The following is a 24,387-nucleotide window of genomic DNA, read 5'->3' as shown; positions in this document are numbered from 1 at the left end:
TGCCGATTTCCAACTGCAACTCAATGCCACGGCGACGGGTAATCCAAAGGGAACGATTTCCTTTGGCAATAACGACAGCGATGAAAACCCATTTGACTTTGCGATCGCCGGTACTGTCAACCCAGTTTTGCCTCTCCCGGCACCAGAAATCGAAGTCAAAAGTGGTACAACTAATATCCTTGATGGTACTACCACAGCGATTGACTTTGGTTCTACAACCGTTGGCACTGCGGTAACAAAAACCTTCACCATCAACAATACCGGCACTTCCTCTCTATCTTTAAGTACCCCAACTTTACCAACTGGTTTCACCCTGCTAGGCATGTTCCCCAGCGAGATTGCTCCTGGCAGTACTGCCGATTTCCAACTGCAACTCAATGCCACGGCGACGGGTAATCCAAAGGGAACGATTTCCTTTGGCAATAACGACAGCGATGAAAACCCATTTGACTTTGCGATCGCCGGTACTGTCAACCCAGTTGCAAACTTAATACCCACCATTACTAACGTCACCTCAACAGCACCAAATGGCAAATACACCGTCGGTCAAGTAATTCCCATTAACGTGACCTTCAGCGAGAATGTCTTCGTCAATGGCACTCCCCAATTGGTTCTAGAAACTGGTGTATTGGATGCCGTTGTTAACTTCAGCAGTGGTAGCGGTACTAACACTTTGACGTTTAACTACAAAGTTGGAGTTAAGGATACCACCCCCGACTTAGACTATCTTTCTCGGGCTGCTTTAAAGCTCAATAACGGCGCCATTGAAGATGCTGATGGTAATAATGCCCTTCTCACATTACCTACACCGGGAACAGCGGGATCTTTGAGTGCAAATAAAGCGATCGAAATCCCCACTTTTAAAATCATCGCTGGCACGAACCGACGCGATAATTTAACGGGGACCGCTCTTAGCGATCGCTTGATTGGAGAACAGAGTAACGATACGCTTACTGGTGGAGGAGGCGCTGACGAATTTGTCTACAACCGCATTCAAGATCGGTTTGACACCATCACCGATTTTCAAGTCGGCATCGACAAGATTGTAATGACAAACCTGTTGGCAAGTTTTAACTACAGCGGTTCAAATCCAATTGCTGACGGAATCGTTAGCTTTTCTAGCCAAGGCAGTAACACCATACTGTTACTTGACCCAGATGGTACAGATGGATCTGCACTTGCTAGCTCTTACATTACCTTCATAAATGTGAGCGTCGCCGACCTGAATAACCCCAACAATTTTGTCTTCAGCTAAAGATCCCTAGATCTCCAATCGTTCCCAGGCTCCCGCCTGGGAACGAAACCAAGAGGTTCTGCCTCAGGTTTCTCTTTTTCTCTTTTTCTCTTGTTCTTGTTAGTTTCTATGCCAGGAATTACGCCTATCACCTTTGTTTCTCTGAAAAAGCAAGCAACAAAGGTGATAGGCCGCCCAAGCGTAAGTCCTGTATGGAATACAGGACTTACGATCCTATTCCGGGTTTGTGTGAAAAATCGTAGGTTTGACAATGAAAGATCTACGCAGAAATAAAGGTGATACGAACGCCCTTGCGTAAGTCCTGCCATAGTCATTAGTTAGTTAATAACTAATGACTATGGCACTGATATCGAATCCGTTTGCTTGGGAATAATACAGGTGTAGGTTGCGTGACTGCATGAAGGTATTTGACTGATAACTTGAGACTTAATCCCTCACGCACCAACCGGACGATTTGAATCATCTAGTAATTATTCACTCCCAGGATATACCAGCATTATGATTTGGAATACAAGCTTATTCAGCCAAACCAAACACCCAATTAATTATCTAACGTAAGTTGTTACATTACATCGAGCCAAATCAACCCTGTTTCTCTGAAAAATCGTGAGTTTTACAGGGAGAAATCGACGCAGAAACCGCGTTTATGACTGGGGTAATTGTCAAGATTCCACTGCCTGTTAATCCAATTACCAATTACCGCTGTCAAAACTTATAACTAGCAACTTGAGTTAATAGAAAAACTCCCTAACCGCATCCACAATCATCTCGTCTGGTTTAAAGATAATATCCTCCAGATGATATTTCCCCATCAGGTTATATCCTAACCCCGACTTTAAAAAATACAAAAGTAAAAAAATCAGCAAAAAGTCTTCTCGTTTCATAAAATTATCTCCGATTTAGCACCCTTGATTTTTGAATAATCTATGAAGTTTTTTCCCTGACAGAGTAACGGTGATGTACGAACCCTTCTCAATGAAAAAGCGACATACGTAAGTATAACCAAATTTTGATTATTTTACTAGCACTTTTTTTAAAAGAAAATCTTAAAACATTAAAACATTTTATACGTATTTGGCTTCATAACTGCACGCTTGTGCTACCTTTCGTCAAAACCGACAAGGAGAGGGAGGAACTATGATATGTGCTTTTGGTCTTCCTCTTCTGTGGCGCTTACCCCTCGTGCGCTCGGGCGGACTTCCCGTAAAAAATCAGATGAATAAACAGCTTCCGATCTGAGAAAATCAAGATAGATTGAAAATCATCGCCGATGGCATAAGGTTCGCTCTATGAGGAAATTAATTACAGGCTTGCGGGAATTTAAGGCCAGTTATTTTTCGACCCACCAGGAATTGTTTGAGCAACTTTCCCACGGTCAGAAGCCCAGAGTGCTTTTTATAACCTGCTCCGACTCGCGCATAGACCCGAATTTGATTACCCAGACAGAAGTAGGGGAATTGTTTGTTATCCGTAATGCAGGTAACATTATTCCGCCCTACGGAGCCGCCAATGGGGGTGAAGGGGCATCGTTGGAATACGCCATACACGCCTTGGACATTCAGCAGATCGTCGTTTGCGGTCATTCTCACTGCGGTGCAATGAAGGGATTGCTGAAACTGGAAAAACTCAGAGAAGAAATGCCCTTGGTATACGAGTGGCTGAGACACGCCGAAGCAACGCGCAGACTGGTAAAAGAGAACTACGGCGCATACCAGGGCGAGGAACTGTTGGAGATAGCGATCGCCGAAAATGTACTGACGCAGATCGAAAATCTCAAAACTTACCCAGTTGTCCACTCCAGATTGTATCAAGGAAAACTGAAAATCTACGGATGGGTTTATCATATCGAGACGGGTGAAGTGCTAGCTTACGACGCCAACACCCATACCTACGCACCACCTCAAAGTCAGCTAAACGAGTCGGAAGAAGGGTTAGTTCCAGGTATATATACTAATACAACTGCGCCGCCAGTGGCTTGCGACCTACCCAAGCGTCACAGTAATAATACTGAGGCAGGAAATGGTTTGCCTGAAAACATACCGGCAGTATCGTGGGTTTCACCGGAACAAGCACAACGAATCTACCGGGGTGGGACCCATACCAAGTAGGGCAGGACTGACGCAAACACCAAAGTTTCTGTGCCACATCCTAGAGCAAGCAACCAGAGATCGCAGCTTGAAACAAAGGTGATAGATGATATCATGTCCTTAAGCAACGGTTGTGTAACTGCTAATAGCTAATCGCTGGCTCAATCAGGAAAAATACTATATTAGCCATTAGCAATTAGCAATTAGCCATCCATACACTACCGATCTCTCGCGGACATGATATGAGTCGTTACTTTTTGAGGCGATCGTTCAGCGAAGGCCAGTTGCGATCGCCCCTAGAAATATTGCCAGGGATATCTCGCTCCCAACTTCGCTGAACGCCTTTGTTGTAGTTCAAATAAAGTTTACCATCCACAATTTTCCAAGCATCCGGGTCAATCTGCGCCGTATAGCCCTGACTCACAGCCCAAGCACAAAAACCGCCGTATTGAGGTGCGTATTTCTGCGGATTTTTGACAAACAAATCGCGATTTTGGGCACTAGAAAAATACCAGGTTGCGTTCATCCACTGGTAAGCGAATTGGCTGTTACCCTTAACTGGCTTTCCTTCCTGGAAATAAGCCACCGGATCTGCACCTTTAATTGCCAACCCATTATCTGTATAAAAGCTAACTGTAGGCGATTTAACTTGACTGACCGATTCAGCAGTTTTCGCTTCAGGTTTACTCGCAGCAGGCGTAGTGGTGGACTTTGTCGCGGGAGTTTCCAGACTGACTACTTCAGTCTTGGGTTGACTCGCACAACCCATTGCCAGTCCCATCAACAGCAAAACAGAAGCAATTGTGACCCGTTTGTCTTTCATAACCCCTTCTATCCCTGTAGCAGGTTTTGGGATACACGATATCACCTCCACACCTGCACAAGAGCACACCCGCTCTCAAGTGCAATTGCCCCCATTCCAGATCAAAGCGCGTGCCGTATTGCGATCGACAGGTTTGGAAAACAAATATCCCTGTCCGTATTCGCAATCTAGGGCTTGCAGTTGGGCGTGCTGATCGGGTGTCTCGATGCCTTCGGCGAGCGCTTCCATTCCCAGATTGTGCGCCATCGATACAATTGCTTGCACGATCGCCGATTGTGCCTTTTCGGCGCCGAGGCGAACGATGAAAGAGCGGTCGATTTTGAGTACGTCGAGGGGAAAGCGGTGCAGATAACTCAAACCGCAATAGCCCGTACCGAAGTCATCCATGCATAATTTTATTTGTCGTTCTCGCAGTTGCTCCAGCATGGCGGTGGCTGCTTCTGGATTGCTGATGAGGACTCCCTCGGTGATTTCCAGCTTTAAATAGCGACCATCTAAACCTGTTTCCTGAAGCACCATGTCGAGCTGATCGAGCAGATCTGGCTGGGAAAACTGTTGCCCAGAAAGATTGACGCTCATTGTCAAGGGTAATTTGGGCCAGCAGGTGGGGAATGAATATTGGGCCCTGCTGCCGTTACCCCAGTGTTCCCCAATTCCCGGCGTTCTATTGGCGATCGCACTTTCCCACTGCACCTGCCAATCGCGCAATTGCCGACATGCTTCCCGCAATACCCACCAGTCTATCGGCAAAATCAAGCCGGTTTCTTCTGCCAGAGGGATGAATTCTGCTGGGGAAACCAATCCCCGATGGGGATGTTGCCAACGTACCAAAGCCTCAAATCCAGTAATCTTGCCCGTTGATAGGGATACAATTGGCTGGTAGTAAAGCCGAAACTCTTGGTGTTCGATGGCGCGTCGCAAATCGTTTTCTAACTGCAAGCGCGTCACGGCGCGGGTGTGCATCGTAGTGTCGAACACTTGATAACGCGCTTTACCCTGGGTCTTAGCGCGAAACATGGCAATTTCTGCGTCCCGCAGCAAGTCTTCCGGTTTGGGACAGCCGCTAGAATTCAAGGCAATTCCGATGCTGAGACTGGTAAATACTTCGTAGCCGCTGAGTTGAAACGGCGCGGTGACTGCCTTGATAATCCTACTCGCGAGGCGGGTGGCGTCGCTAATGTCTTTGATATCTTCTAGCAGGATCGTGAATTCATCGCCGCCAAACCGGGCTAGGGTATCGGTACAATCCAGACAGCCTGCAACGCGACGCGCCATGCTCTTGAGCAGTTGATCGCCTACCTTGTGTCCCAGACTTTCGTTCACCACCTGGAAACGGTCGATGTCGAGAAACAGTACGGCGAACATATGATCCTGGCGGCGTCCTGCGTGCCTGACTTCGCGCCCCAAGCGTTCCATAAATAACGCTCGATTGGGCAATCCCGTTAGGGTATCGTGCCACGCATTGTGGATCAGTTGTTCTTCGGTTTGCTTAGCTGCGGTAATGTCCCGCGTCACCTTGACGAAGCCTTTGAGCTGTCCGGTTTCGTCTCTGAGTGCGGTGACCACGGAATTCGCCCAAAACCGCGACCCGTCTTTACGCACGCGCCATGCTTCGTCTTCAAACCGACCAGCTGCTGCTGCTAATTTTAAGACGCGATTCGGCTTGCCGCGCTCGATATCTTCAGCCGCATAAAAGCGGGAGAAATGATGACCGATAATTTCATCGGTTTGATAGCCGTTAATTTTTTCTGCACCTTCGTTCCAGCTAATCACGTACCCGTTGGGGTCGAGGGTGTAGATGGCATAGTCTTTGACGCTCCCAATTAACAGTTCATAGCGAGCTTCGCTTTCGTGCAGGGCGCGAGCGGCGTTCCGCTTTGACTCGATTTGAGCGATCGCCCGATTTGCCAAAATCCGCAATGATGATGTCTGCTCATCGCTTAACTCGCGCGGTTGGTTATCCATCACGCACAACCAACCAATTGAGTCGCCTTTTGTTGAGATTAAGGGCATACACGCATAAAACCGGACCGCTGGGGCAAAAGTCCCGATTGCCGTCCCGATTAAACTGACGTCTTGCCAAGTATCCCGAACGATCAGCAGATCCGACTCCAAATGCAGATTGGGTATTAAGGTTTGGGGATGGGGAAAATTCCCGATGCCCCATTTTCCCGTTCCTTTCCGCCTTTCCGATACGTACCATTGCCAGGTACCATCGGTCAGGTAAATCATGGCGAAGGGCGCCTGACAGATATATGCTGCCAAGCGGGTAATATCGTCGAATTCCTGTTGAACAGCTTTCGAGCTTGCCTGGGGCTGTTGGTTTGGAGTATCGATTTTAGTGCTTTCTTGGGGGTGCAGGGGTAACTTAGTCATCACTGTTTTGTCTGAGTGGACGGTGGAGTGATGCGGCGATCGCAAGTTGTTATATTTTTACTATTCAACTTTTTTCTCCCGATTGACTGACACATCTAGGGGAAAACACGAGCTTAATTTATTACATCGATGTTTTCACCATCTGCCAGCAATATTATTTTTAATCAGTTTCTCAACCTATTTTAATACTTGGGTCAGCCCATCGTAATATTTGCCACTTCTCCGAGTTTTTACTTAGGCTTTTTAATCTTATAAAACTGTTTTATTAAATTTTTTACTTTTAATTTATGCTTCATGTTCCGCAGTTTCCCGAATTGACTTAAGGTGTTTTTTTTGCCAGCAGCCAAGTAACAGATACTGGATTTATATGGGTTATTTCGATTTTAATCTGTTTTAAATGATTTTTCTATAGCAGGGGTCACCAGCATCTGATTTTTCACAGCCTCTTTAAATGTTGGCAATAATTCTGCTCGATTTCCATACCATACCTTTATCTCCCTCATCTACTGAGTTTTGAGCCGAACCGTCCAAAGTCAGCACCTGCGGCGAGGTATCAAATTTTGATCGAAAAGGGCGTTTCTGCCAGAATAATAAGCACAAATACCATGAAGTCAAGCTGAGCTGTGCCAGTATAAAAATTGACCCCAACTAGAGCCATCGGGTACAGGTAATAACTTGGTGACGAATGAAACACAGGTTTTGTTCGCAAGCTTTGATCGGACTTAGGCAAAGAAACCGGGTTTCTATGAAAAATCGCTAGAAACCCGGTTTCTAGGTTCGCTAACGTCTTGGTTCATCCAATTCCTCGACGGGTGGTTGCGCTTGTTGGTTATCGGTGAGGGGTTTGATGACTTTGGCGATCGCTTCGGCAATAAATGCCTTGACAAATTCGTCCCGTCGGTTTAATTGAAACTGTCGCTGCACGACTTCGGCAATACCCCCATCCCCCCAATCTTGATCTTGACGGAAATATTCGATAAAACTCTTCCCGGCAATGCGGGTAAGATACGCCGCCGTCACCCCCTGAATTGCCTTACCAACTACATAGGTAGCCAGATTGAGTCGCAGTGCGGTGGAAATTAAATCAATCGCGCCTTTAACAATTCCTAAACTTGCTAAAGTTTTAGCTAAGGAAAGCGCTAATTCGCGCCCCCGTTCCGGATTCAATTCGCAGCCGTAAATTTTGCCAATTTCTACTACCATTTGTGCATTGACTGCTGCGGTTGCCAGCAAGTCCACTACAGGTAGCGGTGTTACGGCTATTACACCCGCACCGATCCACTGAAAGCGCTCTACTACTTTATCAGCTTGTCGGCGTCGCTGAGCATCGATCAGCTTGCGGGCTTCCTCTCCCAAGCGCTGGGATTGCAGTAATATATTGTCTGCCATTAAATCGTCGCCTTCGGCGCGCAAAACGGCGGCGAGACGCTTAATTAAAGGCATGACATCGGGATCGGGTTGGATAATTTCGCCGTTGTCTAGTTGGGCGGGTTGGGGGTTGGCAGCGATCGCTATAATATCCGTCGGGGCAATAAACCCGCGCACTCGCTCCCGCAGTCGCGCCAGAATCGTTTCTTTGTCTTGTTCGGTGTAAAGGTCGGTTTTGTTGAGGACTAGGAGCGATCGCTTGCCTATTTCTGCCAAACCCAAGAGCGGTTCGTATTCCGACCGGCGCAGATCGTTATCCACCACAAATAACAATAAATCTGCTTGCGTCGCCAATTGTCGCGCCAATTGTTCCCTTTCGGTTCCCGCTATCCCCGTTTCTAAAATACCAGGCGTATCGGTAATCAAAATTTCCCGTTCAATTCCTTTCAGTTTGAGTACGTAGGTTTCCCCTACTTCGGTTGTTCCCATTGGCGCGCTCACTTGTCCCACCACGCGCCCCATTACCGCATTTACCAAAGATGTCTTACCAGCGGAACCAGTGCCAAATACTACAACCCTTAAATCGCCCCGCTGCAAGCTGGCTTCAATTTCTCGCGAACGATTGAGTAATTCTTGTCGCGCGACTTCATCTTGTATTTGGGCGACCTGTTTTTTGACGGCGCGGAGGTTTTGTGCGGCGGCGTCGGTTTTTGCTTGCGGGACTTTAGGTTTTAACTGACGACGACGGGTTTTCTGGTTCGATTTCCAAAACAGGAAGACATAGTAAACGAATGCGGCAATTACTATACCTATAAGCAGAATCAGCAACAGCAGTAGCAGGTGACCCAAAAAAGGCGATGTCCAAACTAAGGAAGAATAAAGCCGATACAGGGAATCAACTAGCCACAGCAGTAGCCCCAAAACTAAGATGAGGCCAACAATTAATATCAGAATGCGCGATAGGGGCATGGCAGAAGCCAGTTTAGCTGCTATTTTTTAGAGGGTTATATAACTAGGGTACAACTTGCTGCTATATCTTCCCCCAGCTAGCTGTTGGGTATAGACTTCTCAAGTTATCCTGCATAAGCATTTAATCAGGACTTACCCAAAGAAACTAAGGTGATAGGTCGCCCAAGTGTAAGTCCTGTTAATTTTACCTTCGATGTCTTGGGTCGAAGGTTTTATTGCGTGTGAGGATATAGCGATTGCAACCCCATATGACATCTAACTTTGTAATGACTTTGGCTCCAGTAGAAACTTACCATTCTCCCGCTCCCCACATGCAGGAAATGCCTGCAAAGTTGAGCAAATTATCCAAAGAGGCGATTCGCTCTAGTTTAAAAGCTTCAACGAGCGATGGCGTATTTTCGACAATTTTTGGCAGCATTACCACCGGCGTCTTGCTGAGTAACTTTTTACTCGAATTAGGTGCTACCAGTGTAGAAATTGGCATGTTGTCTTCTTTTCCCATGTTGGTGAATTTGCTGCAACCCCTGGGTGCCTATCTGGGGGACAGAACTACCAGTCGTCTGCGATATCTGTTGTGTATCTTTAGTTTGTCTCGTCTGTTGTGGTTGGTTTTAGTCTTGGGAATTTGGGCTAACAGTAACGGGTATCTACCATCACACCAACTGATCTACTCGACGTTAGCGATCGTTTTGGTTACCCACATTATGGGAGCGTTAGGATCTCCCGCCTGGGTTTCCTGGATGGCGGTTTTGGTTCCCCGTCGTTTGCGGGGGAGGTATTTCGGCTTTCGCAACAGCGCCGCCAGTTTAACGAATTTGTTATGTATACCTCTGCTAGGTTTGGTTGTATCAGCTTGGCCTCATGGGTCAATTCAAGCTTACGCTGGAATCTTGTTGTTAGGAGTAATATTCGGCATCTTGAGTTTATGCTGTCAGTTTTTCAAGGCTGATGTGAACCCGCAATTGCAACTGGGAACCAAGGACAAGCAGGAGAAGAAAGACAACGTCGAATTCCGGATTACCAGTAATTTTTGCTGGTTTCTGCTTTATTTTAGCTTTTGGACTTTTGCTGTTAACGTCAGCAATCCGTTTTTCAACCTTTACATGCTGGATAATCTGGCGATCGATGTTAGCTGGGTAACCATTTATAACAGCTTAACCGCTGGGGCTAACTTGCTAATGTTGCTGTGGTGGGGTAAGCTGGCAGACCGGATTGGCAATCGTTTGATTTTGCTATTGGTGGGTCTGGTTGTGGCGGTGATGCCTGTATTCTGGTTGTTGGCTTCCAGCGATGGGGTTTCTCTGTGGGTATGGTTGCCTTTGTTACACTTGCTGGACGGTGGTACTTGGGCGGCGATCGACTTGTGCAGCAATAATATCCAGATGGATGTGGCACCGGCGCGCAATCAAGCCAGCTATTTTGCGATCGCCGCGGCAGTTGCGGGTGTTGCGGGTGCGATCGGGACTACCGCCGCTGGCTTTTTGGCTCAATTCGCCGACTACGGAGGTTTGCCGGGATTATTTGTGCTTTCGGGGGTGCTGCGACTGGTAGCTTTGATGCCGCTAATTTTTATCCGCGAACGGTGCAGTCAGCCTTTGAGACACTTAATGCCAGCTTTGCATCAAAAAATGCGTTCTTTGTTCGTTCCCCCCTTGCAACCCGTTCCCACAGCAGATCTGATAAATCGGTCAAAATAAAGGCAATTGGTGATTCGGGAAGCGAATTTCAAATTTCAAATTTGAGATTGCAGATTGACTAGCCCAATCTGCAATCTGCAATCTGCAATCTCAAATTACCCATTACCCTCGTTCCCACAGCTCCTGCCTGGGAACGCCATTACCCATTACCCATTTCCTATGAACCAGGTTGACTATCTCCGAATTAGCTTAATTGACCGCTGCAATTTCCAATGTCAATACTGTATGCCGGAAGGGTCGGATCTGGAGTATATTTTGCGGCAGAATTTGCTGACCGATGAGGAACTGCTGACCCTAATTCGAGAGGTTTTCATTCCGGTAGGGTTTACTCGGTTTCGCCTGACGGGAGGGGAACCGCTGTTACGTCCCCGCGTGGTGGATTTGGTGGGAGCGATCGCTTCTCTCCCCCAAACTCAAGACCTCTCGATGACCACGAATGCCTTTCTCCTCGCTGGAATGGCGCAAGATTTGTACGATGCGGGTTTGCGCCGCATTAATATCAGCCTCGATTCCCTCGACCCAGAAACTTTTGACAAAATTATCGGCAACCGGGGGCGCTCCCGCTGGCAGCAAGTCTGGGAGGGCATTCTAGCCGCTCACCGCGTCGGTTTTGACCCGCTCAAACTCAATGTGGTAGTAATTCCAGAGGTCAACGAGCGCGAGGTACTCGCGCTCGCCGCGTTGACGATTGACCGCGAGTGGCACGTCAGATTTATTGAATTTATGCCGATTGGCAATAACCAACTATTCGGCGATAAAGGTTGGGTGGCGTCAGCAGAGTTACGCCAACAAATCCGCGATGTTTTTGGCTTGACAGAATCACAAGTTCGTGGTAATGGCCCAGCGGATGTATTTCAGATTCCGGGAGCCAAAGGGACATTGGGATTTATCAGTCAGATGTCCGAGTGTTTTTGCGATCGCTGCAATCGCATGAGGCTTTCTGCCGATGGCTGGCTGCGTCCCTGCCTGTTAAACGAAACGGGTCAAATTGACCTCAAAACTGCTCTACGCGCTGGCGTTGACCCAGCCGAATTACGGGAAAGAGTCAGTCAGCTTTTAGCCATCAAACCAGAAATTAACTTCAAACAGCGATTTTCCGGCACAACGAAGGGTGTTTATACCCGCACGATGTCGCAAATTGGGGGCTAATTGCTAATTGCTAATTGCTAATTGCTAATTGCTAATTGCTAATTGCTAATTGCTAATTGCTAATTGCTAATTGCTTTTTTCTGACTATTAGCCATTAGCTATTAGCCATTAGCAATGCTGTTAGGCTTGATGCGAGGAATACTCCTGGCAAATTGGCGGCTAATTGCTTTTTTTCTAACCATTAGCCATTAGCTATTAGCCATTAGCAATTGCGTTAGGCTTGACGCGAGTAGTACTCAACCACCAGCAGTTCGTTAATCTGTAACGCGACCCATTCGCGTTCAATGATGCCGTTGACCTTGCCAACGAGCTTGTTTTTGTCAAACTCTAAATGGCTGGGTAGATTTGCCAATCCGGGGTATTGCAGGTTTTGTTCTACCAACTTGCGGGAATTTTCCCTGTTTCTAACGGCGATAACTTCTCCCGCTCTGCACTGATAGCTGGGAATGTTAACCATGCGACCGTTCACCGTCACGTGACCGTGATTGACTAGCTGACGCGCCGCCGGGATAGTGGGAGCCATCCCCATGCGGAAAACCGTGTTATCCAGGCGCATTTCCAACAGTTGCAGCAGCACTTGTCCGGTGGAGCCGGTGACGCGGCGAGCTTTACGCACGTAGCGCAATAGCTGCTTTTCTGTCAGACCGTAATTAAAGCGCAGCTTTTGCTTTTCTTCTAAACGAATCGCATACTCAGACCGTTTCTTACGGTTCTGACCGTGCTGACCTGGTGGGTAACTCCGTCTGGGTGACTTGCGAGTTAAACCGGGTAGATCCCCCAGGCGACGAACTACTCTAAGGCGGGGGCCTCTATATCGCGACATGTCGCTTCCTCTCTGATCGTCTTAAAAATATTAGCCAGAATTTCGATTATACCGCTTTTACTTAGCTGGCGCTATTTCTAATGGGTAATTAGTAATGGGTAATTGGTAATGGGTAATGGGGAAGATAGATTACCGATTACCAATGACCAATTACCCATTCCCAATGAGCAATTAGCCAGATGATATGATTCGGAGCGTATTTTGAAGTTAAACTACCATGGGAATGCGAATTGGCGCTCAGTTGCGAAGTGACCAAGAAGACGCTCTGGTCAAGAAGATGGGGAGACAAGGAGTTGGGGAGACGCTCTCTTGCACCCTTCTCAAAATCGAAGCACTTGGTCTGAGACTCTCTCATTTATTCGTGGAGAAGAGAAGAGGACGGGGGGACACGGGGATACGGGGACGCGGGGAATACGACAAAAACTCGACCCTCTCCCTTGTCTCCCATTCTCCGCTTCCTCTTCAAGCGCTCTGGCGCAGTAACCTGTTTCGTTTAATTGCCTTTTGCTCTGCTCCCTTGGGGACGCTGTTGTTGAATGTTGCGATTCCCAGCAGTTCTATGGCGGCGACTCCCAAGAATGACTTTAGACTTTGTACATCCGAGTTGGTGCGGGCTCGCGTTTCGCCGGATGCGGCTGCAGATGCTTGTTCCGGTGTGCTGTATCCTAAAGATTTAGCCGCCTGCGTCTATAGAATTAACCAGGAAACGAATATCGCCGCCGATAATGCGCTTCCCTGGTGTACTGCTGTGCGACGTCCCCGCGAGCTGGCGATCTGCGTGGTTAATATTACTACTCGCACTCAAGGTACGGCAAGTGAAGTTGTTTTGGAGAGCTGTCGCCGCAGCTTGTTGCCGGTTCGCTATGCTGAGTGCGTGGTGGGATTAAATCGCGGTATCGATTTTTCTGCTACTCAAGCAATGGCTTACTGTATTGATGGTAGCGATCGCCCGCGCCAATTTTATCCCCCCGTTCCGGTGCCCCAAAATCGTCAGTCCAATCCGGTGAACATCCCCGTGCCTCAGTTGGGCCAGTAGTTGCTACGCTACCATCGATAGTGCGCTTGATGGATGGCGAGTGCGAACGCCATCCTCGCGATCGATCAAGGATTAAATTAAAGTATAGGTTTTGATTAAACCAGCGAAATGGGGCGAAAAAAATATTTGACAAAATATGTAATTCTGAGTTTTCTCACTTTTATTCTCATCAGTTGTGGAGGCGCAAATACAGAAAAATCGCCAACTTCTGAAGCTTTAGCACCCAAGAGCGACTTCAGCGTGGCAATGGTTTTACCTGGCTTGATTAACGACAAAAGCTGGAGTCAGGCAGGCTATGAAGGATTAACGTTAGTTGAAAAAGAGTTTGGGGCAAAAATTTCTTATGTTGAAAACAGCCAGGGAACAGAAACGGAAAAATATTTGCGCTACTTTGCTCAAGCCGATTTCAACCTGATTATCGCCCATAGTGGCGGTTATACAAGTGCATCGAAAACAGTGGCAAGTGAATTTCCCCGCATTAAATTTGCAGTTATAGAACCTTACGCAGGTAACAATAAAAATTTAGGGGGGATTGCCTTCCGTTACAGCGAAATGGGATACTTGACTGGGGTTGTAGCGGCGCTAAAAACTAAAACCAATCGCATTGCTTACATGGGAGGTGAGAAGTATCCCAGCACCGAAGAAGAAGCGCTCGCCTTTGAACGGGGTGCTAAAGCAATTAATCCAAAAGTTAAAGTATTAATTAATTGGGTGGGAAGTTGGTTAGACGAGGAAAAAGCAAAAACAGTGGCGCTAAATCAAATTGCTTCTGGCGCAGATGTGCTGGCAATTGATGCCGATAAGGCAGGGAATGGTGCTATAAAAGTGGTAGCTCAAAAACCGGGAGTGTATGGGATTGGATGGGTTGAAGACCAGTATGCCCTAGCTCCTGGTAAAATTTTAACCAGCGTGATTCAGCGAATACCGTTGCTCATCTTCAACGGTGTTACCCTGGTGAAACAAGGACGTTGGGAGGGTAAGCTATACAGATTTGGGATGGGAGAAGAAGTTCATGAGTTAGCGCCTTTTCGGGGATTGTTAAGTCCCGCACAAGCAGCAAGGGTGAATCAGATTCAAGCGGATATTTTGAGTGGCAAACTAGACGTTTCAAGGGTAAATTGAACCCCGGAGGCAAGTTGCATCAAGAGGAATTAAGCCGCAAGGGTATATCCAGTTGGGGCCTAACGGCTTCCATTGCTAACCAAGTACGCTTTGGCTTAGTCTCTCTGGTAGTATCCAGCTTGTTGACTGCTGGGGGAATTTTGATTTACAAGAGCTTCCAAACGCAATTAAATCAGTCAAAATTGCTACAAATTGCCCGCTCGCAAACGGCGGCTGAAACAATCAATGCTTACATCGACGATTTACACAGGAAACTTGGTTACTTAGCTAGAATTCGCGGACTCACCGACCTGCCTCACGAGATCAAGCATAATCTGCTAGAAGGCTTAACCCGCCACAATGACGCCTACGAAATGGTAGCAATTATTAATCATCAGGGCAATCCGGTCGCTGTTGTTTCGCCTTACGGTGTAGATGAACCGGGTAATCTGGCAAATTATCCCGCGTTTTTGCAAGCCTTTCAACAAAAAGAAGATTACGTCGCTCCCGCAGAAATTGACCGCAGAATTAACCAGTTATTCACGACAATTGCCGTGCCAATACGCAATCAAAAAGATGAAGTTGATGGAGTTTTAATCGCTAAAATTAATCTAAAATTTCTCAATTTTGTTTTGTCGCAAACCTCTGTAGGAAAAACGGGATATACTTACGTTATCGATCATCGTAATGTTGTCATAGCCCAAAATAATCGCGAGGAAGACTTTAAGCTAGAAGACATTTCAGCTCGTCCTTTTATTGGGAATTTCGCCAATAGAGAAACAAAATCTCTCCTCGTTTATCGGGGGCTAAAGGGTGTGGAAGTATTGGGGGCGATCGCTCGAGTCAGAAGTGTAAACTGGAGCGTAGTTGTAGAATTGCCCACCGCCGAAGCTTACGCTCCCATCCGCAACCAAATCCTAGTAATGGTAGGCGCGCTTTCTTTAGCAACGCTGGGAGCAGTAGGATTGGGATTCTTGTTTTCTCGACGGATTGTTTCACCCTTAAAAAATCTCACCGATGCTGCTGCGCAAATTAGCGATGGGAATTTAGACGTCCAGGTAACTATTCAATCCCGTAACGAACTAGGCGTATTAGCTCAAGCTTTTAACCAAATGGCACACCAGTTGCGCGAATCTTTCAGTCAACTGGAAAAAACAAACGAAGAGTTAGAAATTCGCGTCGAACAACGCACAGCAGAACTAAAAGAAGCCAAAGAAGCGGCTGATTCTGCCAACCAAGCTAAAAGCGAATTTTTAGCCAACATGAGTCACGAATTAAGAACACCGCTCAACGGCATTTTGGGTTACGCCCAAATCTTACAACGCTCCAAAAACATAGGCGAAAAAGAACTCAACGGCATCGGCATTATTTATCAATGCGGTTCGCACCTGCTCACCTTAATTAACGATATCTTAGACCTTTCTAAAATCGAAGCCAGGAAATTAGAACTTTATCCGACAGATTTTCATTTCCCTGCCTTTCTCCAAGGTGTTGCCGAAATCTGCCGCATCAAAGCCGAACAAAAAGGCATCGCCTTTATTTACGAAGCCAGTTCAAAACTGCCCACAGGTATTCATGCTGACGAGAAAAGGCTGCGACAAGTATTAATTAATTTACTCGGCAATGCCATCAAATTTACCGAAAAAGGTAGCGTTACTTTTAAAGTAGAGGTAATCGATAATGACAACCCATTACCAATTACCTATTGCCAATTACCAATTACCAATTACCCATTACCAATTAAAAAAATTCGCTGCCAAATCGAAGATACTGGCGTCGGTATTAGTTCAGAGCAATTAGAAAAGATATTTTTACCCTTCGAGCAAGTAGGAGATAGCAAGCGACAGACAGAAGGAACCGGACTGGGATTGCCAATTAGCCAAAAAATTGTTCAATTAATGCGCAGTAGTATCCAAGTAAACAGCCAACTCGGTGTTGGTAGCGTTTTTTGGATAGATTTGGATTTACCTGAAGCAGCAGAATGGAGACAAACTGCCACAGTTGTTGAACTAGGAAAAATTATCGGCGTTAATGGCAGAAAGCGGAAAATATTGGTAGTGGATGATCGGTGGGAAAATTGCTCGGTTTTAGTCAATATGTTAGAACCAATAGGTTTTGAAATGGCAGAAGCGACAAACGGTGAGTCAGGGTTGGAAACAGCTATAAACTTCAAACCAGACCTAATTATTACCGACTTGGTAATGCCTGTGCTAAATGGCTTTGAAATGGTGCAACGCCTGCGTCAAATACCGGAATTTAAACAAGTGGTGGTTATTGCTTCATCAGCTAGCGTGTTTGAAACCGACCAATATAAGAGTTTGGAGGCGGGTTGCAACGATTTTCTTCCCAAACCAGTGCAAGCAGAAGCTTTACTGCAAAAACTACAGAAGTATTTAAACTTGCAATGGATTTACGAGGAATCCCTGATGCCAGGAATAACCGAGTTAAGGGAAAATCAAACTACCATTTCTGCCAAATCCCAAATCCCAACTGACCAATTAATGACTCCGCCGCTAGAAGAAATGAAGCATCTATTTGAGTTGGCGATGAAAGGTAACATGAAAGGAATTATCCGAGAAGCGGCAAAATGGGAACAGTTGGATGAGCGGTTTGTACCATTTACCGAACAGTTGCTTCAATTGGCAAAAGGGTTTCAGGAAAAAGAACTATTGGAGTTGATTGGTCAATATATTAAAGACGAGAAAGTTTAGGGGGTTAGTCAAAAATATGGTAAGCGAACGCCAGGTTTATGTAACGTCAGGAGTACAATCGTCTATGAACGGTGAATTAGCTGATGGAAATATCATTTTAATTGTTGATGATAATCCAGCAAATTTAGGATTACTATCCGATCTATTAGATGATGCTGGATTTGAAGTTTGGGTGGCGCGAGACGGCGAAAGTGCAATCCGGAAAGTGGAATATGCCCCACCGGATCTAATTTTATTAGATGTGATGATGCCGGGTATTGATGGATTTGAAACTTGCCGCCGCCTCAAGTCAAATCCCTTAACTAAAGAGATTCCCGTTATTTTTATGACCGCGCTTTCTGAAACGATAGATAAAGTTAAAGGTTTGAATTTAGGGGCAGTGGATTATATCACAAAACCGTTTCAAAATGAAGAAGTTTTAGCCAGAATCAAGCTGCATCTGAAACTGCAAAAATTAACTAAAACATTCGCCGCACAAAACTTGCTGCTTAAACAAGAAATTAAAGAGCGCCATCATGCAGAAGCGGCATTGCAGCAGCTTAATCAAGAGTTAGAAAAGCGCGTAGAAGAACGAACGAAAGAATTGCAACAAGCCCAATTTAATTTAATTCAAAAACAAAAAATGTCTGCACTGGGTCAGTTAGTGGCTGGTGTGGCTCACGAAATTAACAATCCTATCGGCTGTATCACTGGTAATATTAGCCACGCCAAAAAATACATTCAATACTTAATTGAACATTTGAAACTTTATCAGGATCAATTTCCCAATCCCGGGAATAAAATTGAAGAACATGGGTCAGAGATCGATATAGAATTTTTGTTGGAGGACCTGCCCAGTCTAATTTCATCGATGAAAGCAGGAAGCGATCGCCTTCATCAAATCAGCATTTGTTTAAGAAACTTTTCCCGTTCCGATAACGATTTTAAAGTAGCAGTTAACATTCACGAAGGCATCGATAGTACCCTGTTAATTTTAAAGCATCGACTGAAAGCAAACGACAATCGCCCTGAGATTAAAGCAATCAAAGAATATGGAGATTTGCCCTTGGTAGAGTGCTATCCCGGACCACTCAACCAAGTGTTTATGAATATTATTTCCAATGCGATTGATGCGTTTGATGAGTATAGCGAAAGTCATTCTTACGAGGAAATAGCAGCTAATCCCAATACTATTACTATCCGCACCGAATATTCAGCAGCGGCGCGGCGAGCGATCGTCAGGATCGAAGATAATGGTTTGGGAATGTCGGAAGAAGTCAAACAACGCATGTTTGAGCCATTATTTACAACCAAAGCATTGGGGAAAGGCACGGGATTGGGTTTATCTATCAGTCGTCAGATAGTTGTGGACAAACACGGGGGTGAGTTGAGTTGTATTTCTACTCCAGGAATTGGGACAGAATTGGTTATTTCGCTGCCGCTTTTAAGCTAAAAAAATAAGCCCGGAGTAACCGGGCTATAAATGTTAACCTGTTTGAGGAAAGGAAATTGCGACACCCAGCCTCTTGCCTTATAGGATGGGTAGGAGAGAGATTAATTTAATCATGACAAGCCTTTATGACTTTAATATGAAGCTGATGTGTCAATCGTGTAACGCTCTACTTAGAGTCAGATGACCCCCTATATCCCTCACTCTGAAGCGTGGGACTATTGCATTCAAAGACCGCCTACGCGGTCTATACAATATTGGGGGTAATCAATCCGGATTTGGTATTACAAGCATAGCTTGGAAGGCAAAACTGGTTCGGATCGTGCCGACATAAATCAAGCTAACGATATTATCTGTCGGATATGTAGAGACACGGCATTATAGACATCTCAGAAAAACAGATAACCTTAATGATGCCGTGTCCCTACTGTGTAAAACCTGCCCCTACCATTCATACCTGATACTAAATCCGGTTTATTACCCCCGTTATAACGAACCGCTCCAGGCGCAGAGAGCGCAGAGAGAAGAGGAAGAAGATAAAGGGAGTAACTAACCCGGATTTGGTATAACACGATATAACAAGCAACTAGCAATTAGCCATTAGCAATTAGCCATTAGCAATTAGCCATTAGCAATTAGCCATTAGCAATTAGCCATTAGCAATTAGCCATCGCCACTTGCCTTCTAAAAAGAGCATCACCAGTCTGAACATCAAACCAGTGGATATGCTGGGGTGGTAGTGCCAAAGTTATATTCTCGTCACTCCAATTGCGATCTGTTGGTAATAAAGCACGCACTGAAATTGGTTCGCCTTGTGAATTTGGAACTCGCACGCTGACCAAATAGTGCATCCCCAAATTTTCTACCAGATACACTCGACCGCGAATTGTGTTGGTATCTTCTGGTTGTGCAACGCGGACATGTTCCGGACGAATTCCTAACACAATTTGAGGCGGAACCGAGGATAAATTCGGGACAGGAATGCGGGAATCACCGAGCATCGCGTAACGTCCTTGACAAGGCAGCATCAGTAAATTCATCTGAGGACTGCCGACAAATCCAGCCACAAATTGATTTGCCGGATGATTGTAAATGCGATCGGGTGAATCGAGTTGTTGAATTAAGCCGTTGTTCAGCACCGCCACTTTGGTAGAGAGCGTCATTGCTTCGGTTTGGTCGTGGGTAACATAGACTACCGGGACTTTTTGGGCGGCGAACAGTTCCTTGAGATCGGCGCGGACTCGTTCCCGCAGCAACGCATCCAAATTCGAGAGTGGTTCATCCAACAAGAATACCTGGGGACGACGCACCAAAGCACGACCCACAGCAACCCGCTGTCTTTGTCCCCCAGACATTTGACCGGGTTTGCGGTTCATTAACTCTTCTAATCCCAGAACCTGTGCCACATCTGCGACTCGCCTTTGAATTTCTGCGGGTGGAATTTTTTGCAATTTGAGTCCAGAGGCGAGGTTATCGTATACGCTCATGTGAGGATACAGCGCGTAACTTTGAAACACCATTGCGATGTTGCGATCGCCTGGTCTTTTATAAGTAACATCCTCACCCCCAATCGAGATCCTGCCGCGAGTTGGTTCCTCCAAACCTGCAATTAGTCGCAAGATAGTAGATTTACCACAACCAGAAGGACCAAGTAAGCTGAGAAACTCATCATTATCCACGGTTAAACTAACATCTTTAACCGGAATAACTTTGGGAGTATAAGTCTTATTTAAGTTTTTGAGTTCGAGTCTAGCCATTGTTCTATGCAAGGATTTTGGATGGAAGGATTTTGGATTTCTCGTTCCCAGGTTCAACCTGGGAACGAATCTGGGAGGTTCCACCTCCATTAGTGCAAAACTCTATCCTTTGACAGCGCCAGCGGTCAAACCTTGGACAATCTTGCGTTGGCAGAACAAAACCAGTACAACCAAAGGCAAGGTTCCCAAGACAGTCGCAGCGGCGATGGGGCCATAAGGAATTTCAAATACTGATGCACCACCTAACTGAGCAGCACCTACAGGAATTGTTTTCAGTTCTTCACGAGTCATAAACGTGAGAGCAAAGATAAACTCATTCCAGGCGAAAATAAAGGTAAGAATCCCAGTTGTTACTAAAGCTGGAATTGTCATCGGCAATAAGATTTCCCAGAGCATTTGAAACGTATTATAGCCATCTACTCTAGCCGAATCTTCCAAATCTTTTGGCAATTGCTGGAAAAAGCTCCGCAGCACCAAAATTGTCAGAGGTAAATTGATTGCCGTGTAGGGAATAATCAGTGCCAAATAGTTGTTGCCCAATCTCAGCGCCTGGATAATTTCTAACAGTCCCACGAACAACAAAATTCCTGGAAATAAAGTAACAATCAGGACACCTGCAAGGATAACTTTTCCACCCCAAGGGCGTAACCTTGCCAGAGCGTAAGCAGCAGGCGCTCCAATTGCTAAAGAAACGGCTGTGGAAGTAATCGATACAAAGGCACTATTTAAAATATAGCGCCAAAACGGACGACGGGTGAATAATTCAATGTAATGATTGAAAGTGTATCGAGTGGGAACATACACAGTAGGAACGGCGGCAATATCTTCATTTACCTTGAATGAAGTCAACAATTGCCACAGGACTGGCGCTAGACAGAATAGGACAACTAAGGCAATTCCTAACAGCATCAATATTTTTTTACTGGATATTTTCGCACCTTTGGTTGGGGTTGGAGTTTTTGGGCGTTTTTGTGGGATTACAGTCATAATTGTTTTGGTTGATTCGGTGGAAATTAGCTATTAACGTAAGTTGCTAGTTAACTTTTTATGGCTGCTAATAGCTAATGGCTAATGGTACAGAGGTCAAATATTCCCGCAAGTAATTAGCAATTAGCAATTAGCAATTAGCAAATTGAGTAGCAAATGACTAATAACTGATGCGAGATTTGTTTAGCAAAAAGCTGGCGAGCGCAACTGCTGCAATCAGCAACATAAATGTCACCACAACGAGGGCTGCACCATAGCCAAAATCTAAGTAGCGCATCACGGTGGAATAAATATACAGCGACACTACTTCAGTCGCGCCTCCAGGGCCACCCCCCGTCATTACAGCAATCAAATCGAAAATTCCGAAAGCTTGAGCAAACCGAAACAGCAAGGCAATTAATATTTGCGGCATCAGCAATGGCAGGGTAATTCGAGTGAAGTTTTGCCAAGGAGTTGCGCCATCAATTGAATGGGCTTCGTAGAGGTCGGGAGAAATTGATTGCAAGCCAGCCAGCAGCAGAATACTAATAAACGGCGTAGTTTTCCAAACATCAGCAAAAATTACAGCAAACATTGCCAAAGTTGGGTCGCCTAACCAGTTAATTCCCGTCCGAATTAAACCCAACCTCAGTAAAATATCGTTCACTACTCCAAATTGGTCGTTAAAAATCCAAGCCCAGGCTAGACCAATTAAAGCAGTGGGCAAAGCCCAAGGTATAATAGCCGTCGTGCGGACAAAGCCTCGGACAAAAAACTTCTGATTTAAGACTAAGGCAATTCCCAGTCCTAACAATAGTTCCAACACAACGGATGCCGACGTGAATATTGTTGTCTGCCAAAAAGTTTGCCAGAAACGACCGTCCCCCGCCATCCGCACGTAATTATCAAAACCAGAGAAGACAGGTTGTAACTTCGTTCCTAAATTTTGAGTAAATAAACTCAACCAAAAAGCTCGTCCAATGGGATAAGCGAAAACAAACAACAGCAGCAACAATGCGGGTATTAATAATATCCAGGCTGTCCGTTGTTCCCGACCTCGAATTGTATGTATGTTAACCATTTTGCAGTTTGAATGCGTCGATTTTCCATGTGGCATTTTCCATGAGAGGCGGAGCCTCTGATCTGGTTCCCAGGCTGAGCCTGGGAACCAGATCTGGGAGGCTCAGCCTCCCAGTAGCGCTATATTATGCCGACTTTTGCGCTTGAGGAGCCTGAAGCAGTCGGCGGGTTTCATTCGCAGCAGATTGCATCGCTCTTTCAGGACTCATTCTGCCTGTTAGTGCAGCACTAAGGTAGCGTTGCAAAATATCGGATGTTTGGGCATATTGAGCAATCGGCGGACGTAAAATTGCTTTATCCACTACCTCTAATAGCTGCGGATAGTGGGGGTATTTGGCAACAATTTCCGGGTCTGTAAATAATTCCCTTCTGCTGGGAACATAGCCGGCGCTAAAAATAAATCGACGCTGTGCTTCGCGACCAGTAAAATATTGAATTGCTTTCCAAGCTTCTTCCGGATGGCGAGAAGATTTAGCAATTCCTAAACCCCAGCCTCCCAAGCAAGCTGCACCACTTTGACCGGGTGCGTGAACCATTGGTTGAATCGCAATTTTCCCATTAATTGGTGAAGATTCTTGATTGGCTAAAGGCCAAACATAAGGCCAACTCCGCAAAAAGACTGCTTGACCGCTTTGGAAAAAACGTCTGGTTTCTTCTTCTTGGTAAGTTGTCACCCCTGGTGGGGAAACACCCTCTTCAACGGTGTCGCGGAGAAACTCAATTGCTTTTAAGGTTTCTGGCCTATCTAATCCCACTTCCAGGGTGTTGGGATTTACCCAAAAGCCTCCAAAACCTTGAAGCACTTCGACAAACATTGCCACCAATCCTTCATATTGGCGACCCTGCCAGACATAGCCCCAATTCCCTTTTCCTGCCTGTTTTAAGGCTTGGGAAATTTGCATCAAATCCTCAAAGGTTTCTGGGGGATTTAATCTTGCTTGTCTGAGCAAGTCTTCCCGGTAGTAGAGCATTCCGACATCGGAACGCATGGGAATTCGGTACAATTTGCCTTCGTAACGTCCCCCTTCTACATCTTTAGCCGAAAATGCTGCTAATTCTTCTGGGGAAATTCGGTTGGTTAGGTCTAATAACCACCCAGCAGCAGCAAATTTGGGCGTCCAGATGACATCCATATTGATCAGGTCATAAGGAGATTGGCCCAATATAAAAGCCGAGGTATAGAGGTCTTCGAGCAAATTTGTGGCATTTGGCCCTTCGATAATATTGATGCGAATGCCTGGATTTTCAGCCTCGAAGTCTCTGACTATACCTTGTTTCCAAGGTTGGGCATCGGGTGCGGTCATCAACAGGTTCAGGGTGACTACCTGCTGGGCGTATACTTTCCCAGCGAAAACTATGATGCCTAAGAAAACAGCCAGAAGAAAGCCCAGCAGGCGGGGAAATCCCAATCGTTTTAGGATTTTCTCTAGGTTTTGTGGCTGACGATACAACATTGTCAAAAAAATTCAATTATCTTAATAAACAAGCGTTCAGGTTGCTCCCTGGATGGAAGTAGAAGAAAATGCTATCATACCCTCTCCTAGAGGAACTCAAACTTGGGGGTTGGTTCTTCTAGAAGTGGAACTGATTTGGCTCTGGAAAAATTCCTGGGTATCTGTACGCTAGTAGTGTGATAGTTAGCGTCGCAACTCTCCAAAGATATAGTCATATCTTTGCAAGAATACTCCTTTAAGACGTAGGGTTTAGCGTCAGACCGTGTTAAAATAAGATGAATTTTTAACTTTTTTAAATACTAATTC

General features: G+C 45.8%; 17 protein-coding genes. 8 read left to right on the top strand and 9 right to left on the bottom strand.

Going from position 1 to position 24,387, the window contains the following annotated elements:
- Positions 1 to 1,255: choice-of-anchor D domain-containing protein (locus MiSe_RS04765; RefSeq protein ID WP_226575423.1), on the top strand; the 1,255-nt coding region annotated here is incomplete at its 5' end.
- Between the two features lie 731 nt (positions 1,256 to 1,986).
- Here the strand turns inward: MiSe_RS04765 and MiSe_RS04760 are convergent.
- Positions 1,987 to 2,139 (bottom strand): hypothetical protein, encoded by a 153-nt coding sequence (locus tag MiSe_RS04760; protein WP_226575421.1) that lies wholly within the window; start codon positions 2,137 to 2,139, stop codon positions 1,987 to 1,989.
- A 405-nt stretch (positions 2,140 to 2,544) separates the two neighbouring features.
- On the opposite strand from MiSe_RS04760, the gene MiSe_RS04755 reads away from it, so the two are divergent.
- Positions 2,545 to 3,363 (top strand): carbonic anhydrase, encoded by an 819-nt coding sequence (locus MiSe_RS04755; protein ID WP_226575419.1) that lies wholly within the window; start codon positions 2,545 to 2,547, stop codon positions 3,361 to 3,363.
- 229 nt (positions 3,364 to 3,592) lie between these two features.
- On the opposite strand, the gene MiSe_RS04750 is transcribed toward MiSe_RS04755, so the two are convergent.
- From MiSe_RS04750 to MiSe_RS04740, 3 genes are all read right to left on the bottom strand, one after another.
- The gene (locus MiSe_RS04750) at positions 3,593 to 4,165 is read right to left on the bottom strand and encodes a YHS domain-containing (seleno)protein (RefSeq protein WP_226575417.1); all 573 of its coding nucleotides are present in this window, start codon (positions 4,163 to 4,165) and stop codon (positions 3,593 to 3,595) included.
- Positions 4,166 to 4,240: 75 nt separating this feature from the next.
- Positions 4,241 to 6,541 carry a putative bifunctional diguanylate cyclase/phosphodiesterase gene (locus MiSe_RS04745; RefSeq protein ID WP_226575415.1) on the bottom strand — a complete coding sequence of 767 codons (2,301 nt, stop codon included), beginning with the start codon at positions 6,539 to 6,541 and terminating at the stop codon, positions 4,241 to 4,243.
- Positions 6,542 to 7,321: 780 nt separating this feature from the next.
- Positions 7,322 to 8,878: a YcjF family protein gene (locus tag MiSe_RS04740; protein WP_226575413.1), complete on the bottom strand. Its 1,557-nt coding sequence runs from the start codon at positions 8,876 to 8,878 to the stop codon at positions 7,322 to 7,324.
- A gap of 248 nt (positions 8,879 to 9,126) precedes the next feature.
- Here MiSe_RS04740 and MiSe_RS04735 point away from each other — a divergent pair, with 248 nt between their 5' ends.
- Entirely contained in the window at positions 9,127 to 10,575 is a 1,449-nt protein-coding gene (locus MiSe_RS04735) for an MFS transporter (protein ID WP_226575410.1), read from the top strand.
- Positions 10,576 to 10,734: 159 nt separating this feature from the next.
- Positions 10,735 to 11,724, top strand: a complete 990-nt coding sequence (gene moaA / locus MiSe_RS04730) for a GTP 3',8-cyclase MoaA (RefSeq protein ID WP_226575409.1) — start codon at positions 10,735 to 10,737, stop codon at positions 11,722 to 11,724.
- Positions 11,725 to 11,938: 214 nt separating this feature from the next.
- On the opposite strand, the gene rpsD is transcribed toward moaA, so the two are convergent.
- Positions 11,939 to 12,547: a 30S ribosomal protein S4 gene (gene rpsD, locus MiSe_RS04725; protein WP_226575407.1), complete on the bottom strand. Its 609-nt coding sequence runs from the start codon at positions 12,545 to 12,547 to the stop codon at positions 11,939 to 11,941.
- A 217-nt stretch (positions 12,548 to 12,764) separates the two neighbouring features.
- On the opposite strand from rpsD, the gene MiSe_RS04720 reads away from it, so the two are divergent.
- From MiSe_RS04720 to MiSe_RS04705, 4 genes are all read left to right on the top strand, one after another.
- Positions 12,765 to 13,583, top strand: a complete 819-nt coding sequence (locus MiSe_RS04720; RefSeq protein WP_226575405.1) for a hypothetical protein — start codon at positions 12,765 to 12,767, stop codon at positions 13,581 to 13,583.
- 108 nt (positions 13,584 to 13,691) lie between these two features.
- Positions 13,692 to 14,705, top strand: a complete 1,014-nt coding sequence (locus MiSe_RS04715) for a BMP family protein (RefSeq protein WP_226575403.1) — start codon at positions 13,692 to 13,694, stop codon at positions 14,703 to 14,705.
- A 14-nt stretch (positions 14,706 to 14,719) separates the two neighbouring features.
- Entirely contained in the window at positions 14,720 to 17,395 is a 2,676-nt protein-coding gene (locus tag MiSe_RS04710; RefSeq protein WP_226575401.1) for a hybrid sensor histidine kinase/response regulator, read from the top strand.
- A 64-nt stretch (positions 17,396 to 17,459) separates the two neighbouring features.
- Positions 17,460 to 18,827, top strand: coding sequence for a hybrid sensor histidine kinase/response regulator (locus MiSe_RS04705; RefSeq protein WP_226575399.1), 1,368 nt, complete (start codon positions 17,460 to 17,462; stop codon positions 18,825 to 18,827).
- 653 nt (positions 18,828 to 19,480) lie between these two features.
- Here the strand turns inward: MiSe_RS04705 and MiSe_RS04700 are convergent.
- The 4 genes from MiSe_RS04700 to MiSe_RS04685 all read right to left on the bottom strand — a co-directional run bounded on the left by MiSe_RS04700 (position 19,481) and on the right by MiSe_RS04685 (position 24,081).
- Positions 19,481 to 20,581: an ABC transporter ATP-binding protein gene (locus tag MiSe_RS04700; protein WP_226575390.1), complete on the bottom strand. Its 1,101-nt coding sequence runs from the start codon at positions 20,579 to 20,581 to the stop codon at positions 19,481 to 19,483.
- A gap of 102 nt (positions 20,582 to 20,683) precedes the next feature.
- Complete coding sequence (locus MiSe_RS04695) at positions 20,684 to 21,568, bottom strand: carbohydrate ABC transporter permease (protein ID WP_226575388.1); 885 nt, start codon at positions 21,566 to 21,568, stop codon at positions 20,684 to 20,686.
- A gap of 160 nt (positions 21,569 to 21,728) precedes the next feature.
- Positions 21,729 to 22,628, bottom strand: a complete 900-nt coding sequence (locus tag MiSe_RS04690) for a carbohydrate ABC transporter permease (protein ID WP_226575386.1) — start codon at positions 22,626 to 22,628, stop codon at positions 21,729 to 21,731.
- A gap of 124 nt (positions 22,629 to 22,752) precedes the next feature.
- Positions 22,753 to 24,081 carry an ABC transporter substrate-binding protein gene (locus tag MiSe_RS04685; protein ID WP_226575385.1) on the bottom strand — a complete coding sequence of 443 codons (1,329 nt, stop codon included), beginning with the start codon at positions 24,079 to 24,081 and terminating at the stop codon, positions 22,753 to 22,755.
- Positions 24,082 to 24,387: the final 306 nt, after the last annotated feature.

The organism is Microseira wollei NIES-4236 (assembly GCF_020521235.1).
GTDB lineage: Bacteria > Cyanobacteriota > Cyanobacteriia > Cyanobacteriales > Aerosakkonemataceae > Microseira > Microseira wollei.
This window is presented reverse-complemented; position numbering and strand designations above follow the sequence as displayed.